The organism is Rhizobium halophilum (assembly GCF_021648825.1).
GTDB classification, from domain to species: Bacteria; Pseudomonadota; Alphaproteobacteria; order Rhizobiales; family Rhizobiaceae; genus Neorhizobium; species Neorhizobium halophilum.
The window spans coordinates 31,422-45,039 of sequence record NZ_JAKJHS010000009.1; the positions used below are offsets into that span (position 1 = coordinate 31,422).

General features: G+C 61.5%; 18 protein-coding genes. 8 read left to right on the plus strand and 10 right to left on the minus strand.

All coding sequences use genetic code 11. The annotated features are described in order from the left end of the window. Positions 1 to 183: 183 nt before the first annotated feature. The gene (locus LXM96_RS16220; protein ID WP_239999601.1) at positions 184 to 1,140 is read left to right on the plus strand and encodes a cation diffusion facilitator family transporter; all 957 of its coding nucleotides are present in this window, start codon (positions 184 to 186) and stop codon (positions 1,138 to 1,140) included. 91 nt (positions 1,141 to 1,231) lie between these two features. Here the strand turns inward: LXM96_RS16220 and LXM96_RS16225 are convergent, their stop codons facing one another. The 4 genes from LXM96_RS16225 to LXM96_RS16240 form a co-directional block, all read right to left on the minus strand. Then, a complete protein-coding gene (locus tag LXM96_RS16225) occupies positions 1,232 to 1,801 on the minus strand; it encodes a GNAT family N-acetyltransferase (RefSeq protein ID WP_394801977.1) in 570 nt (189 codons plus the stop codon). Between the two features lie 138 nt (positions 1,802 to 1,939). Next, positions 1,940 to 2,296 (minus strand): HVO_A0114 family putative DNA-binding protein, encoded by a 357-nt coding sequence (locus LXM96_RS16230; protein WP_239999603.1) that lies wholly within the window; start codon positions 2,294 to 2,296, stop codon positions 1,940 to 1,942. 21 nt (positions 2,297 to 2,317) lie between these two features. Continuing rightward, positions 2,318 to 2,509 carry a toxin-antitoxin system TumE family protein gene (locus LXM96_RS16235; protein WP_317208261.1) on the minus strand — a complete coding sequence of 64 codons (192 nt, stop codon included), beginning with the start codon at positions 2,507 to 2,509 and terminating at the stop codon, positions 2,318 to 2,320. A gap of 85 nt (positions 2,510 to 2,594) precedes the next feature. Further along, on the minus strand, positions 2,595 to 3,008 hold the full coding sequence (locus tag LXM96_RS16240; RefSeq protein WP_239999604.1) for a MerR family transcriptional regulator: 414 nt from the start codon (positions 3,006 to 3,008) through the stop codon (positions 2,595 to 2,597). Between the two features lie 86 nt (positions 3,009 to 3,094). Between LXM96_RS16240 and LXM96_RS16245 the strand changes: the two genes are divergently transcribed. Next, positions 3,095 to 3,847, plus strand: a complete 753-nt coding sequence (locus LXM96_RS16245; RefSeq protein ID WP_239999605.1) for a cation transporter — start codon at positions 3,095 to 3,097, stop codon at positions 3,845 to 3,847. Positions 3,848 to 3,863: 16 nt separating this feature from the next. Here the strand turns inward: LXM96_RS16245 and LXM96_RS16250 are convergent, their stop codons facing one another. The 4 genes from LXM96_RS16250 to LXM96_RS16265 all read right to left on the minus strand — a co-directional run bounded on the left by LXM96_RS16250 (position 3,864) and on the right by LXM96_RS16265 (position 8,130). Continuing rightward, positions 3,864 to 4,142, minus strand: coding sequence for a hypothetical protein (locus LXM96_RS16250; protein WP_239999606.1), 279 nt, complete (start codon positions 4,140 to 4,142; stop codon positions 3,864 to 3,866). A 166-nt stretch (positions 4,143 to 4,308) separates the two neighbouring features. Next, positions 4,309 to 5,568, minus strand: coding sequence for a DUF2254 domain-containing protein (locus LXM96_RS16255; RefSeq protein WP_239999607.1), 1,260 nt, complete (start codon positions 5,566 to 5,568; stop codon positions 4,309 to 4,311). 136 nt (positions 5,569 to 5,704) lie between these two features. After that, positions 5,705 to 7,828: a S9 family peptidase gene (locus LXM96_RS16260; protein WP_239999608.1), complete on the minus strand. Its 2,124-nt coding sequence runs from the start codon at positions 7,826 to 7,828 to the stop codon at positions 5,705 to 5,707. Positions 7,829 to 7,905: 77 nt separating this feature from the next. Beyond that, positions 7,906 to 8,130 carry a type II toxin-antitoxin system HicB family antitoxin gene (locus LXM96_RS16265; RefSeq protein ID WP_239999609.1) on the minus strand — a complete coding sequence of 75 codons (225 nt, stop codon included), beginning with the start codon at positions 8,128 to 8,130 and terminating at the stop codon, positions 7,906 to 7,908. A 352-nt stretch (positions 8,131 to 8,482) separates the two neighbouring features. On the opposite strand from LXM96_RS16265, the gene LXM96_RS16270 reads away from it, so the two are divergent. Further along, complete coding sequence (locus LXM96_RS16270) at positions 8,483 to 8,878, plus strand: DUF930 domain-containing protein (RefSeq protein WP_239999610.1); 396 nt, start codon at positions 8,483 to 8,485, stop codon at positions 8,876 to 8,878. A gap of 6 nt (positions 8,879 to 8,884) precedes the next feature. Here the strand turns inward: LXM96_RS16270 and LXM96_RS16275 are convergent, their stop codons facing one another. Continuing rightward, entirely contained in the window at positions 8,885 to 9,988 is a 1,104-nt protein-coding gene (locus LXM96_RS16275) for an AI-2E family transporter (protein WP_239999611.1), read from the minus strand. A gap of 106 nt (positions 9,989 to 10,094) precedes the next feature. After that, entirely contained in the window at positions 10,095 to 10,958 is an 864-nt protein-coding gene (locus tag LXM96_RS16280) for a VOC family protein (protein WP_239999612.1), read from the minus strand. A 199-nt stretch (positions 10,959 to 11,157) separates the two neighbouring features. Between LXM96_RS16280 and LXM96_RS16285 the strand changes: the two genes are divergently transcribed. The 5 genes from LXM96_RS16285 (at position 11,158) to LXM96_RS16305 (ending at position 13,467) form a co-directional block, all read left to right on the plus strand. Further along, positions 11,158 to 11,565: a universal stress protein gene (locus LXM96_RS16285; RefSeq protein WP_239999613.1), complete on the plus strand. Its 408-nt coding sequence runs from the start codon at positions 11,158 to 11,160 to the stop codon at positions 11,563 to 11,565. A 22-nt stretch (positions 11,566 to 11,587) separates the two neighbouring features. Continuing rightward, positions 11,588 to 11,908 carry a TraR/DksA family transcriptional regulator gene (locus tag LXM96_RS16290; RefSeq protein WP_239999614.1) on the plus strand — a complete coding sequence of 107 codons (321 nt, stop codon included), beginning with the start codon at positions 11,588 to 11,590 and terminating at the stop codon, positions 11,906 to 11,908. A 96-nt stretch (positions 11,909 to 12,004) separates the two neighbouring features. Continuing rightward, on the plus strand, positions 12,005 to 12,673 hold the full coding sequence (gene trhA, locus LXM96_RS16295; RefSeq protein ID WP_239999615.1) for a PAQR family membrane homeostasis protein TrhA: 669 nt from the start codon (positions 12,005 to 12,007) through the stop codon (positions 12,671 to 12,673). A 78-nt stretch (positions 12,674 to 12,751) separates the two neighbouring features. After that, positions 12,752 to 13,252, plus strand: a complete 501-nt coding sequence (locus tag LXM96_RS16300; protein ID WP_239999616.1) for a GNAT family N-acetyltransferase — start codon at positions 12,752 to 12,754, stop codon at positions 13,250 to 13,252. Beyond that, positions 13,231 to 13,467: a hypothetical protein gene (locus LXM96_RS16305; RefSeq protein WP_239999739.1), complete on the plus strand. Its 237-nt coding sequence runs from the start codon at positions 13,231 to 13,233 to the stop codon at positions 13,465 to 13,467. Before LXM96_RS16300 ends, LXM96_RS16305 begins: the two co-directional genes overlap by 22 nt. Positions 13,468 to 13,618: the final 151 nt, after the last annotated feature.

The window sequence follows — 13,618 nt, forward strand, 5'->3', positions numbered from 1 at the left end:
GGGCGAGGCGGCGACTGCTCGACGCAGGCCTCCTCGCATTTCTCGATCATCTGAAGGCGGCTCACTCAACTGGCGATCCCGACGCACTGGCCGCCGCATATGCCGTGGGCTGAGCAGAAGTCTCGGAACGTCCCTTTCGGAACGATCCCATCCGCTGTCGGTTGAGCGGCGAAAGGATCATCCATGGCCCACCACCATCATCAGCATTCCCAAGCAGAAGGCGGCGACCGTCGCATGGTGCTCGCCATCCTCGTCAATGTCGGCCTGACCTTCGCGCAGATCGCTGGCGGCATCCTGTCCGGCAGCCTATCGCTGATCGCCGATGCGCTTCACAATTTCAGCGATGCGGCCTCGCTTGTCATCGCCGCCTATGCCCGGCGCATTGCCCGTCGGCCTTCGAATGCGGCAATGACTTTCGGCTATGTGCGGGCGGAAGTGGTGGCGGCGCTCATCAACTACACGACCCTGATCGTGATCGGCCTTTACCTCGTCTACGAGGCGGTCATGCGGTTCATCACGCCGGAGCCCGTAGAGGGCTGGATCGTCGTTTGGGTGGCCGTGGTGGCGCTGGTAGTCGATCTGGCAACGGCCTTTCTCACCTATGCCATGTCGAAGGGCAGTATGAACATTCGTGCGGCCTTCGTGCACAATGTTGCCGATGCGCTGGGCTCCGTGGGCGTCATCATCGCCGGCACGCTGATCCTGCTCTACGACTGGCAGATCGTCGATCCGATTGTAACCCTGGCCATCGCGGCCTACATCCTTTGGCAGGCCTTCTCGGAAATCGGCGGTGCGATCCGCATGCTGATGCTCGGCACGCCATCCGACATCGACGTGCCCCAACTGATCGACCGGCTGTCAGGGGTGGAGGGCGTGGTGGACATCCATCACGTACATGTCTTCGCGATCGACGAACAACTGACGGCGATGGAAGCGCATGTCGTGCTGGCGGAGGGCCACGGAGAAGCGGCCGAGAGGGTTAAGGCACGGCTGAAGGAACTGGCTTCCCACGACTTCGGCATCCGCCACTCGACGCTCGAACTCTCCACCGGCGCCTGCTGCGAAGGCGAGGACGCTCGCAGCATCGGTCATGCGATCAGGTCATCATCCAAGAGCGCCGGCCACGCGCACGCTCACTGAATGACTCGTCTTGCGGTTCTCACGGATGGATGCGGACGTTTCCTTCCGCGAGGGCGAGCCTCTTGTGCGAGCCGTTCGGCTCGCGAATCCATCAGGCGAGCGCCTGCATGTAACGCATGCCGGTGACGGGCCGGGCAAGGAAGTCCATCTGCTCGTAGAACCGGTGCGCAGCGACATTGCCCGTCGCGGCGCTGACCGAGAGGTAGTCGCAGCCGGCGCTGCGGGCGATCTCCCGCGCACGCGAGACGAGGTGTTGGCCAATCCCGTTGCCGCGCTGGCCGTCTCGGACGAAGAGGTGATGCAGGTCCATGCCGCGGCGGCCTTCCTGCGCCCTGTAGAGCGGCACCAGGATGGCGTAGCCCATCAGGCCATTGCCGCTGTCGGCGACCAGCGCCTGGATCCACGGCATGGGGCCAAACAGGTCGCGCTCCAGCGTCTCGGGCGTCATGCTCGCGGCATCGCCATGATGGGCGGCGAGGGCTGCGATCATCTCGTGCAGTTCCGGCAGGTCATGGCGCTTGGCGGCACGAATGGTGACGACCGCCGGGCGGGGCAGGGTGGTTTCGGTATCTTCGGTCATCTCTGGCTTCCTTCTGGTTCTTGTGCCGTCAGAGGAGCCGTCTTGAAACAACAAAGCCGCCTGACGGCGGCTTGTTGACATTGTGATCTGTCGAGCCGCCCGTTACCGGTAGGCCCAAAAATACGTGCAGGAGATGGGTGCGCGTGCGTCGATCATGCCGCGATTGATGCGCCGGATCGCAGAGGTTGTCAAGCGTGTCGACCATTCGTCGAGCACGCGCTACGCCGCCTTCAGGGTGAAATCGACGCGAACTTCGTCATACGGAAAAATGACTTTTCCGTCCGCGGTGTTGTCGATGATACCAGCGGCGACAAGGGCAGTGACGTCGCCATGGACAGCTTTAATATCGCGGCCAACCCGCCGCGCCACCTGACGCACAGCCATAGCGCCCTGACCTGCCATTGCCTGGAGGATCTCCAAACGCTTCGCCGTTAGCACCTTCCAGAGAAGTTCGACTGACGCAAAGTCGATGCGCGTCCCTTGAACCTGCCCGCGGAAGGCGGCAGCAATCTGCCTTTTGGTTTCCTCTATGGAGGAGAGGCCAAGCGTCACAACCGACCGCGATCTTTCATCCATAGTTCCACGTCCTCCTAGAAATCATCCTGTAGCCGTTCCAAATCCACGAAGGCGTAAGCGACCTCTTCGTCGCCCATATGTTTGTGTCTCCTTCCCCGCCTCGTTGTCGTACCGCAGCACGCAAGCTTGGTTTGCTATCAGTGCCAGGCTGTACTTGAGATCGTGCAGACTTCCGCGAACCGGCTTCGGCACCCGCCATATCTTGATGTCCACGAAGCACGTCTCCGCGAGCGTCAGACGTTTCTGCAGCAGAAGCTTCGCCTTCAGTGTTGGAGTTTGCTACAACAGCCTGACGTCGTCAATGCTCCGCCTCGCAGAGCCCATGGTCCGATAGCGCCCGAATCACATAGCAGTCTTCCACCGAATGGCCGCTGCAATGGGAGACGATTCGCTCCAGTTCCTGCTCGAGTCTCCGGAGCTTTCCGATCTTTTTGCGCACGGCCGAAAGATGATCCTCGGCAATCTTGTCGGCACCTGCGCAAGGCGCATCCGGATGGCCGCTCAGTGCAATCAGGTCGCGGATCGCCGGAATGTCAAAGCCCAGGTCTCGCGCATGGCGGATGAAGGCAAGGCGCTCGAGGTCGTTCTTCTCGTAGCGCCGCTGGTTGCCTTCCGACCGCTGCGCTGCACTGATCAGCCCCATCCGCTCGTAGTAACGGATGGTCGGCACCTTGACCCCGGTCCGTCGTGACAAATCACCGATGGAGTACATTTTGCGAAATCTCCTCTTGAACCTATAGTGGCTAGAGGGATTAGCTATGGCGTGACCAAGAGTTCTGCAACGAAAAGGTGACGACCATGAGTGCATGCTGCGGCCACGGGAACACGACCTTCGAAGGCCTTTCGGCCGATTACAAGCGCCGGCTCTGGGCGGTGATCGCCATCAACGGCCTGATGTTCTTTGTCGAGATGACGGCCGGACAGATGGCGCGCTCGCAGGCGCTGCAGGCGGATGCCCTGGATTTCTTCGCCGATGCCGTCACCTACGGCATCTCGCTCGCCGTCATCGGCGCTTCCATCCGCATCCGCACCACGGCCGCTGCTGCCAAGGGCGTCAGCCTGTTCTTGATGGGCCTCTGGGTCTCAGGTTCAACGGTCTGGCGCGTGTTCTACAACGGCGTTCCCGAAGCGCCTGTGATGGGGCTGATCGGCCTGCTCGCACTCGCCGCCAATCTTCTCAGTGTCGTGCTGCTGATGAACTACAAGGATGGCGACGCAAATGTCCGCTCCGTCTGGCTCTGCTCACGCAATGATGCCATCGGCAACGTTATCGTCATGATTGCGGCCCTCGGCGTCTGGGGTACGGCCACCGCCTGGCCGGATCTCGCCGTCGCTGCGATCATGGCGGGCCTTTTCCTGTCTTCGGCGCTTCAGATCCTGCGGCAGTCGTGGCGGGAGTGGCAGTCGGGCGGTGAACTCTCGCTCGATCCCCATTCCGGCCACAGCCATGGCACGACCGAACCCGCCGCTCAGCAACTCGTATCAGGTTGTGGAGAGGGGACTACGTGCTGCACGTCCTCCACGGATGCAGCACGAGCTGCCGTTCGCTGACGAAAGCAGGGTGGGTTCAGAACTCGCTGAATTCGCGGTAACGCTCGGCAACCCACTCTTCACCCTTTGGGGCAGACGGCATGCTGGCTGCGGTGCCATGGCCAGCGTCCGGCGCATTTGCCATCCAAAGCGCATTGGCAAGCGAGGTGGAAAGAAGTGTGCTGCTCTCCACTGTGAAGGAGCTGGTGCTTTTCGGTGCATCGCTTTCGCGCAGGGCAGCCTCTTCCGGCCGCCGCTCGATATCCGAGGATCGGCTTGGGTAGTTGTAGCTGCTCAGTCCGCTGTCGATCTTCATGGAAGACACCTGATTCAATCGTTAACAAAGGGTTAACGTGGGAACCTTGCGTCAAGCTTGCGTCGAGCGCCCCAACGCCGAGTCGCCGGCTTGACAGATTCGTGAACAGTAGAATGCGGGTGATTTGCTCTTGATGGTTGTTCAGCGCAACCGACTGTCTGCGGCGCTAGAGTTGAGCCATTTCGTATGTCAGCCGCTCCCGGTCCACCTCAAAGTCGAGATGTTCCAGCGCCCGCCGCGCGGCGATCTCGGAAAGCCTTCGGGCAGCGGGGCGAATATCCGGGTGCGCCGCCGTCGCGACGGCTGCGAGCGCCTTCTGCAGCCGGATCGACACCTCGATCATAGCGGCCCCGTCGCGCGAGATGGGCATGAAGGCGGAGTCGATCAGGTCGTCTTCGCTGAGCGGCGGCAGGTGGACGCGCGGATGCTTGACCTCATGGTCTTCCGGCCCCGTCTTGCCCGCATCCGGAACCAACACCCGAACCAGCGTCGCCAGTACGTCGATCGCCGTGCCCGGATCGTTGAGGCCTGACGACAGGGCCCGTGAGCCGATCTCCGACAGTGCGATCAATCCAAACCGCGGGTCCTGATCGTAGGAGCGGCGCTTGCCGAGCGTAAAGGCAGCGCGGATCCGCTTCGTCATTGTGGGGTCGTAGGTCGCGTCGCTGTCGCGGAGCACGACGGCGGCAATTGGCGTGAAGGGATCGCAATGGCCGCCGGGCCTGCGCCTCACGTAAATGTCGGCATTTGCTTCTTCGGCCGCCGATGAAAGCACACCGATGTCGAGATGCTGAAGGTACCCGACATGGTCGTGCAGAATTTCGATTGCGCCATCAGGCACCGCACCTTGCAGCGGCGTACAGCCAAGAAAGGGCAGGCGCCGATGAGAATTATAGGCTTTCGACGCGGCATGCTCGACCCGGCTGATGGTTTCCGCGACGCGACCAAGCCCCGCCAGGTGATCGATCCACTGCAGCAGCGTGACGACGATCAGCGCCACCACCCCGAGCGTCGCGATGAACAGAATGAAGCGACCGCCGGCTCCGTAAAGTTCGGTGTTGAGCGCGATCAGCCCCACGAGGGAGAAGAGAAAGCTGCCAAGAAAGGTGGAAAGCGCTCTCTGCGAGGTTGTGTCTTCTAGCAGCAGGGAGGTCGCGCGCGGCGTCGCATTGTTGGACGCGGCGGTGGTGGCGGAGACCAGCGTCGTCATCGAGAATGTCGTCACCGCCAGCATGCTTGAGGCAATGATGGAGAGAATGGAATCGACGGCATCGGCGCCGACTTTGCGGGGAAGCTCCGAGGGCATGTAGGGATCAAGCGCAATTGCGGCGAGCGCCACCACGATCCCCACCACGCAATAAAGCGTTGCCCGCACCCACAACCGGCGGAGGAAGCGCACGAGGATCCACCACTGCTTTGAAATCATGTCCCGCCCGCCTCCTTATCCGCTTTTGCGGTCAATTCCGCCGCCGCGTTCCGGTTCCGCGGCGTCATGCCAAGCAATGCTGTTAGCACAACTGGGGAAGAGGCCACTCCTGCCATCCTGCAGGTTGGGCGTCCAACTACATCTTGCCAGCCACCTTGATTGCGAAAGCATATTCAAAGCCGATCTCCTCCAGCCTCTGAAAGCGACCGGACTTGCCGCCGTGACCGGCGGCCATGTTGGTCTTCAGCAGGTAGGGGCCGGCGTCCGGCGCCTTCTCGCGCAGCTTTGCGATCCACTTTGTCGGCTCCCAGTAGGTCACACGCGGGTCTGTTAGACCGGAGAGCGCGAGAATGGGCGGATAAGGCTGTGCCCCGACGTTGTCGTAGGGTGAATAGGCGGCGATCCAGCCGTACTCCTCTTCCGACTCCAGCGGATTGCCCCATTCCGGCCATTCCGGCGGGGTGAGCGGCAGCGTATCGTCGAGCATGGTGTTGAGCACGTCGACGAAGGGCACGGCGGCAATGATGCCGGCAAATTTCTCCGGCGCCATGTTGGCGACCGCGCCCATCAGCATGCCGCCGGCAGACCCACCCTCCGCAATGATGTTCGCGTAGGACGTGAACTTCTCTTCCACCAGGTGATCAGCAGCTGCGATGAAGTCCTTGAAGGTATTTTCCTTCTTCTTCATCTTCCCGTCTTCATACCACGAAAAGCCCTTGTCCTTGCCGCCGCGAATATGGGCAATGGCATACACGAAGCCGCGGTCAGCGAGCGACAGCGCATTGGTGGAGAAACTGGCCGGAATGGTGATCCCATAGGCGCCGTAGCCGTAAAGCAGGCAGGGGGCGGAACCATCGAGGGGCGTATCCTTGCGGTAGAGTAGCGTGACAGGAACCAGTTCGCCGTCATGGGCCGGTGCCATCACCCTGCGCGTCACGTAATCGTCCGGATTGTGTCCCGAAGGTACTTCCTGTGTCTTCAGCAGCACCCGCTCGCGCGTCGCCATATTGTAGTCGTAGAGCTGGGAAGGCGTCGTCATGGACGAGTAGGAGAAGCGGATGACGTCGGTGTCATATTCCGCCGCCCCCTGCAGCCCGAGCGAATAGGCCTCCTCGGCGAATGCGACGGCATGCTCTTCGCCGCTCTGCCGATCGCGGATGACGATCTGCGGCAGCCCGTCCTTCCTTTGCAGCCAGACGAGGTGGCGAGCGTAGGCCATATGGCTGATGATCAACCGTCCGGCCTCGTGCGGCACGACCTCGCGCCAGTTCTCTTTTGTCGGCGCCTCAGCCGGCGCTTCCACGATCTTGAAATCCTTGGCGCCACCGTCATTGGTCAGGATGTAGAAGACGTCGCCGCCTTCAGTCAGGGAGTACTCGATCCCCTCGATCCGCTCCGCCACCAGTTTTGGCGCCGCCGTCAGATCCTTGGTCGACAGCAGGTGATATTCCGACGTCTCGTGGTCATGCACGTCAATATAGATCACGTCGTCGAGCAGTGATCCTCCGACGCCGACAAAGAAGCCGGGATCCGTTTCTTCATAGACCAGTCGATCGTCAGACTGAGGCTGCCCGACGATGTGATGGAAGACCTTCGATGGCCGGTGGTTCTCGTCCTGCAGCGTATAGAAGAAGCTCTTGCCCTCCGGAGCCCAGACGCCACCGCCGCCGGTGTTCTCGATCACGTCGGAGAGATCCTCGCCGCTCTCCAGATCGCGAATGCGCAGCGTGAAATACTCCGACCCCTTGTCGTCATAGCCCCAGATGCCGAAGCGGTGGTCGGTGGTGTGGTCGAGGCCGGCGAGGCGGAAATAATCCTTGCCGGCGGCTTCCTTGTCGCCGTCGAGCAGCAGCTTGCGGCTTGCCTCGTCCTTGTGGTCGGCGTCGCGCGGAATGCGGAAATAGCGCGGCTGCTCGCCCCCGGTGACGAAGGAGGTCCCATAGGCGTAAGGCCCGTCCTTCATCGGCACTGAGCTGTCGTCTTCCTTGATGCGCCCCTTCATCTCGGCAAACAGCGTCTTCTGCAGCGCCTTGGTGTCGGCCATGGCGGCGTCCATATAGGCGTTCTCCGCCTCCAGGTGCGCGCGCAGTTCAGGGTCGAGCAGGCTCGGATCCTTGAACATCGCCTGCCAGTTCTCCGCCCGCATCCAGGCATAGTCGTCGGTGCGGGTGATGCCGTGGCGGGTATCCGATACGGGCTTCTTTTCAGCAGCGGGCGGGGAGGGAAGGTCGGCGAAGACGGGCTTGCGGGAAACGGCCAAGGAAGCACTCCGGTTGGTACGGAAGGGAGTGCCAGAGATAGGAGGCGGCTTGCCGGGAGGCAAGCCGGGCGTGAGCTTCAAACAGCGTGCAGTTGTTGCGTTGGCTCCGGAACGGGGCGGCCCTGCTCATGCGCCGCTTCGATCCAGCTGGCGATCGCGTCCTGTACGTTGAGAAGTGCCTGCTGTGGGCTGTCACCGTCACTCATGCAGCCGGGAAGATCCGGAACCGTCGCCAGGAAACCTCCGCCGTCCTCTGGAGAAAGCGGTGAAACCACGACGGGATATCGCAAAGGATGTGTCACAGGGACCTCACGGTATCGATGAACTGTATCAGCCTCCGGATATATACTGGTTTGATGGGTCGTTTGAAAGGCACGGTGAGTATCTCGCGCATCCTTGGGTGGCTGATTTTGTAGTGTGAGCTGCCACCTCTCGGTGAGCTGCACGATATGGAGAACTCCCCGCAAACAAACTTGATGTCATCGATCCGCCAATCTGCCCGCGGGTTGGCGCGCATTTCCTCAAGGCGTTTGCTCATCCTGTCACCGTGCATTGCGACTTATCGCTAGATCCTATTTCCCGCTCTGGTAGGTGGTCAATCGCGCCCCCGTCTCCTAGTTTCCGGCCGTTCGAATCCCACCGGATGAGGCCAAGATGAAAAACAAGAAGATTGCAGCCCTGGCGCTTCTGGTGCTGGCGGCCGCCTGTCCCGCGCAGGCCATGGATGCACGCATCGTCAAGCAGCTGAAGGCGCTGGCGCTGGAGGAACGGCGCGAGCAGCGCTGTGACATCGAGGCGATGAAGCGGATCGCTGACGAGCACAAGGGTTTCAAGCCCGACAAGGTGATCGCCTACACCTTCTCCGATCCGGTCGAGGAGGGTAATTCCGTGAAAGCGCCCGGTGCGGCCTTCCGCAGCGGCGGAGATTGGTACCGCCTGAAGTTCAAGTGTGTAACCGGCGAGCGTGGTCTGGAGGTCCGCTCGTTCCAGTACAAGGTCGGCGCCAAGATCCCCCGCGGCGAGTGGGAGCAGTACTACCTCTACGACTGAGCGCGCTCAGCCGGGGAGGTGGGGTACGGCCTTTCGTTGCGGGAAGAGTTCGTTGGCGATCGTCATAACGATCAGCGACAGCGGCAGTGCCAGCATGGCGCCGACCGCCCCCCACATCCAGGTCCAGAAGATGATGGCGATGAACACCAGGAAGGGGTTAATCTCCCACTGGCGACCCATGATGGCGGGAAACACCAGGTTCTCCATCAAGAGGTGGACGATGAAGAAGACGAAGGCCGGCATGAGACCGATGATCAGGGTGTCGTGGGTTAAAACCCCACCCAAAGCCACCGAGGCCGTCATCAGGGTGATCCCGAGGTAGGGAATGAAGCTCGAGATGAAGGCGAAGATGCCCCACATCACCGGAGAGCCGAGATTGCCGAGGTAGGCAATAACCGTCATCGATATCCCCAGCGCCAGATAGAGCATCGCGGCGGTGGCGAAATAATAGCCCAGAACTTCTTCCATCGAGTTCAGTACACGGATCGCGATCAGGCGCTGATGACGACGCGGGAAGGCCATGATGACGGTCCGGCGCAGCCGCACACGACCGTAGAGGAAGAGCATCAGCGCCGCAAAGAAGATCATCGCCTGGATGATGGCCGGGGTGAGGCTGGCCGTCAGGACAGCCAGAACGCTGCTGCTGTTTTCCAACAGCTTCTCCATCGACATCGGGCCAGTCTGGAAGGTTGCCGGGCTGATATTCAACCACTGCTGCCGCTCCAGGAAGGGCACCACCCGGTCGATCATCTGCTCGATGATGTCAGGGCCGTTCTCGATGAAGAAGCCGACCGGGCCCGCGAGCGCAGTGATGAGGAGGAGCAGGGCAATCGCCACTGCGGAAGACAGGATGAGTGCCGTTCCGAACCGCGGCACGCCCATCTCACCCAGCCGCTCTGCGGCCATTCCGAGGATGATGCCGACAACGATGGCGAGCGTGATCGGGATCAGCACCAGTTTCATGTAGGAAACAAGCGCAAGCCCGAGAAGGCAGAAGATGCCGATCAACGCCCAGCTTGCGGCAAGCTCAAGCGCTTCGCGGCCGAGCGGCGTGTAGTTGGCATCGGCCTCCTCGAGCGCGACCGGGGCGTCGACTCGTTCGAGGCGCATGTCTGCCGCCCCTTTTTTGTGCCGCCGGCCTTGTGTGCCTGATGTTGCCATGGTGCTGTCCCCGATGCGGTCTTTCAACGCGGCTCGAAGACCCCGGTTCCGCGGCCTATGGCGAAAGCGTGATCCCGATGCCCCAGGGGTCGGTCAGCGTGTACCCCTCAGCCGAACTCTGGGTGGGAATCTCTTGCGCTTCGGCGGCGGCGAGTGTCGCGGCGAGCGCCGCTTGGTCATTGTAACGCAGGGTATAGCTGGCCAGTCCCGCCGTTCCTGCGGGTCGCGCGCCGGCACCTCGGCTGTTCCAGATGTTGGCTGCGAGGTGATGGTGATAGCCACCGGTGGCAAAGAAGCTTGCGCCCTGATAGCGCGCCATGACCTGGAGCCCCATCACGTCGCGATAGAAGCTTTCCGCCCGGTCGACATCGCCAACCTGCAGGTGAATGTGTCCGATCACCGTCCCGTCTGCCATGCCCTTCCAGTCTGCGTCCGTCGCGACGGCAATCAACGCGCGCAGGTTCAGCCGCTCGGTCGCCATTTGCACGGTTCCGTCGTCGTGGTAGCGCCACTCATTCGGTCCGCGGTCGCGATAGATTTCGATGCCGTTGCCTTCCGGATCGCTGAGGTAGACCGCCTCGCTCACCAGATGGTCTGACGCACCTTCAAGCCGCACGTCCAGTTCCGCAGCATGCGCAACCCAACGCGCAAGTTCGCGGCGATCCGGTACCAGAAATGCCGTGTGAAACAATCCTGCTGCCTCGCGCGGCGATCGTCTGGCATCCGGATCATGAACTAGCGTCAGCAGTCGCCGCCCGCCCGTTCCGAGGATCTGGCCGCTGCGGCCATCCTCCAGCAACTCCAGGCCGATCACGGTGCGATAGTAGCGGGAAACGAGGTCGAGGTCGGACACGACGAGGCGCACATGCTCTGCATGGACGGGGCGTGTCAGAGCAAACGGGAGGTTTTGCGAATTCATGCCGATCTCCAGAGGCACAGCCTTTGTACCTTCCTCAATGTGGCGCGGCATCATCGTCCAGCAAAGCCGCCGCAGCGTTGATAGCTTGTTCAGCGGATGTTGACGAAGCCTGCGCCGACTTGATCATGATCAATGCGCTCACCCGTCCAAGGACGAAAAATTGCGCTTACCGATAGCTCATCGCCCTGGGGAGTAAGCTTTGTACAATACCATCATTGTCGCCATCGACGTAACGACGCCGGAGAAGGCGGAACGAATTGTGCCACGTGCCAAGAAGCTTTTGCGGGGGGGCAAGATCGTTCTTCTGGCAGTGGTCGAGGATCTTCCGGGTTATGTGCTGGCGGAGGTGCCGGCGGAAGTTTCACGCGACGCGCGACGTGAGGCTGAAGCAAAGCTGGTGGAACTGCGCCGGCACCATGACGTGGCGGCGGATGTGGAGGTACGCCAGGGCACTCCGGCGCGGGAAATCCTGTCGGCTGCGGATGCACGAAAGGCAGATCTCATCATCCTTGCCTCGCACCGCCCCGACTTCTCCAACTACTTCCTTGGCGCCACCGCTGACCGCATCGTCCGCCACGCCCAATGCTCGGTTCTCGTGGACCGCTAGAATGAACAGGAAAGGAGACGTCATGGACGCTGCGAAACATGAGAACATCTTGAAAGCCCGCAAGCACGAACTGGAGGTGCGCCTGCACAAGATCGAAGAGGATTTCGAACAGCCCCGCAATCCCGACGATGACGATCGCGCGACCGAACGAAACAACGACGAGGTTCTGGAAGAGCTGGGGGAAACGGGGCAACGGGAGCTTCACGCCATCGACGCCGCGTTGGACCGTATCGGCGCAGGGACCTTCGGCATCTGCGTTCGCTGTGGCGGCCCGATCGGTGATGATCGCCTCGGGGTCGTTCCGCACACGCCCTTCTGCAAGACCTGCGCTGCGGCATTGTGACCGGTTTATACGCTTTGTGATTCACGGCGGCAGGAAATATCTTGCCTCGCATCGCTTCTCCGATAGATCATCAGTGAGAAGCGCTGCGAGGACGACATGAGTGACCTGTTTCGGTTTGGACGACGCTATGATTTTCACGAGATCGTAGCCGACGGCATCGTTCACGGAATCGGTATCGTTTTTGCCCTGATCGGTGTCACGGCCCTGATCTTCTATGCCACCGTCTGGGCAAGTTTCGGGGAAATAGCGGCGGCCTGGATTTATGGCTTGGGCCTGCTGCTCTGTCTTTCGATCTCCTTCACCTACAACATCTGGCCGCTGACGCGCACCAAGTGGATCCTGCGTCGCTTCGATCATTCGGCGATCTTCATCCTCATTGCCGCGACCTACACGCCCTTCCTGCAGCGGGGGATCCATGACCCGCTGATCCTGTTCATGCTCGTTGCGATCTGGCTGACGGCATTTGGCGGCATTGCGCTCAAATGCCTCTTTCCGGGACGGTACGACCGGCTGGCGATCCTGCTCTACCTCGCCATGGGCTGGAGCGGCGTCATCATCGCCGTTCCCGTTTCGCAGTATCTGCCTGCGATCACTGTCTGGCTTATCGTTGCCGGCGGCATCATCTATTCGCTCGGCGTGATCTTCCACGTCTGGGAAAGGCTGCGGTTTCAAAACGCCATCTGGCACGCGTTCGTCGTTGCCGCCTCTGCCGTTCACTACGGTGCTGTCGTAACCAGCTTCAGCCTTTCAGGCACCGGCTACTAAGCCCCGCCGCCCGCGTCCATGGACAGCGGCACCGGTCCCCTATAAGCAGCAGCAAACTCCTGCACGGGACCGACACGCATGGCATCTGCCCCCATCATTCGTCACGCCACCGAAGCCGACCTCCCGATGATCATGGAGATCTATAACGACGCCGTGGAACACACCACCGCGATCTGGAACGATAACCGGGTGGACCTGCCGAACCGGCAGGAGTGGCTGGCGGCGCGCCGGATGCGCAATTTTCCGGTGCTGGTGGCGGATGTGGACGGCAAGGTCGCCGGCTACGCCTCCTATGGCGATTGGCGCACCCTGGACGGCTTTCGCCATTCCGCCGAGCATTCCGTCTATGTCCACAAGGATCACCGGGGTGCAGGCCTTGGCCGCGACCTCATGACGGCGTTGGTCGAGGTCGCGCGGGAGCGGGGCATCCACGTGATGATTGCTTGCGTTGAAGCCGGCAATGCCGCCTCGATCCGGCTGCACGAAAGCCTCGGCTTCCGCAACGTCGGCACCTTCAGGGAGGTCGGCACGAAGTTCGGACGCTGGCTGGATCTGACATGCCTGGAACTGAGACTGTAGAGCCGGTGAAAGCCGCTCAGCTGGCCGTGTACTGGAAGTACATCCAGGTCAACACCAGGGCCGAAATCACGGCGATCATGGTCAGCAGCTTGCGCAAGCGGGGGTTCGGCTTCCGGGGCTCCTTCGGCTTCGGCGGCTTCTTGAACTTCACGACGTTCGACATCGTTTCTCCTGCGCATTTCGGTGCAGCCATGCTGGCCGCCATGCCGCCCTGAATACCAGTGGGAGTGACGCGAGGGAATAGCTGTCGCGGCCAGCCGCACCTGTGGCAGAGCAGGGGCGGGGGACACCGGGTCGCCGTGGGGACTGCTTGGCGGTATGACTGTGCGACGGTGGAGGTCGAGGCACTTGCCGATGATGCGGCCG

Excerpts from the sequence above, each read along its gene's own strand:
- LXM96_RS16275 (WP_239999611.1), bottom strand. The coding sequence starts at position 9,988 with ATGCGCCTCGAACGAGTCGACGCCCCGGTCGCGCTCGAGGAGGCCGAT.
- LXM96_RS16305 (WP_239999739.1), top strand. The coding sequence starts at position 13,231 with ATGCCTGGAACTGAGACTGTAGAGCCGGTGAAAGCCGCTCAGCTGGCC.
- trhA (WP_239999615.1), top strand. The coding sequence starts at position 12,005 with ATGAGTGACCTGTTTCGGTTTGGACGACGCTATGATTTTCACGAGATC.
- LXM96_RS16225 (WP_394801977.1), bottom strand. The coding sequence starts at position 1,801 with ATGTCAACAAGCCGCCGTCAGGCGGCTTTGTTGTTTCAAGACGGCTCC.
- LXM96_RS16245 (WP_239999605.1), top strand. The coding sequence starts at position 3,095 with ATGAGTGCATGCTGCGGCCACGGGAACACGACCTTCGAAGGCCTTTCG.
- LXM96_RS16220 (WP_239999601.1), top strand. The coding sequence starts at position 184 with ATGGCCCACCACCATCATCAGCATTCCCAAGCAGAAGGCGGCGACCGT.
- LXM96_RS16280 (WP_239999612.1), bottom strand. The coding sequence starts at position 10,958 with ATGAATTCGCAAAACCTCCCGTTTGCTCTGACACGCCCCGTCCATGCA.
- LXM96_RS16270 (WP_239999610.1), top strand. The coding sequence starts at position 8,483 with ATGAAAAACAAGAAGATTGCAGCCCTGGCGCTTCTGGTGCTGGCGGCC.
- LXM96_RS16240 (WP_239999604.1), bottom strand. The coding sequence starts at position 3,008 with ATGTACTCCATCGGTGATTTGTCACGACGGACCGGGGTCAAGGTGCCG.
- LXM96_RS16255 (WP_239999607.1), bottom strand. The coding sequence starts at position 5,568 with ATGATTTCAAAGCAGTGGTGGATCCTCGTGCGCTTCCTCCGCCGGTTG.
- LXM96_RS16250 (WP_239999606.1), bottom strand. The coding sequence starts at position 4,142 with ATGAAGATCGACAGCGGACTGAGCAGCTACAACTACCCAAGCCGATCC.
- LXM96_RS16290 (WP_239999614.1), top strand. The coding sequence starts at position 11,588 with ATGGACGCTGCGAAACATGAGAACATCTTGAAAGCCCGCAAGCACGAA.
- LXM96_RS16230 (WP_239999603.1), bottom strand. The coding sequence starts at position 2,296 with ATGGATGAAAGATCGCGGTCGGTTGTGACGCTTGGCCTCTCCTCCATA.
- LXM96_RS16300 (WP_239999616.1), top strand. The coding sequence starts at position 12,752 with ATGGCATCTGCCCCCATCATTCGTCACGCCACCGAAGCCGACCTCCCG.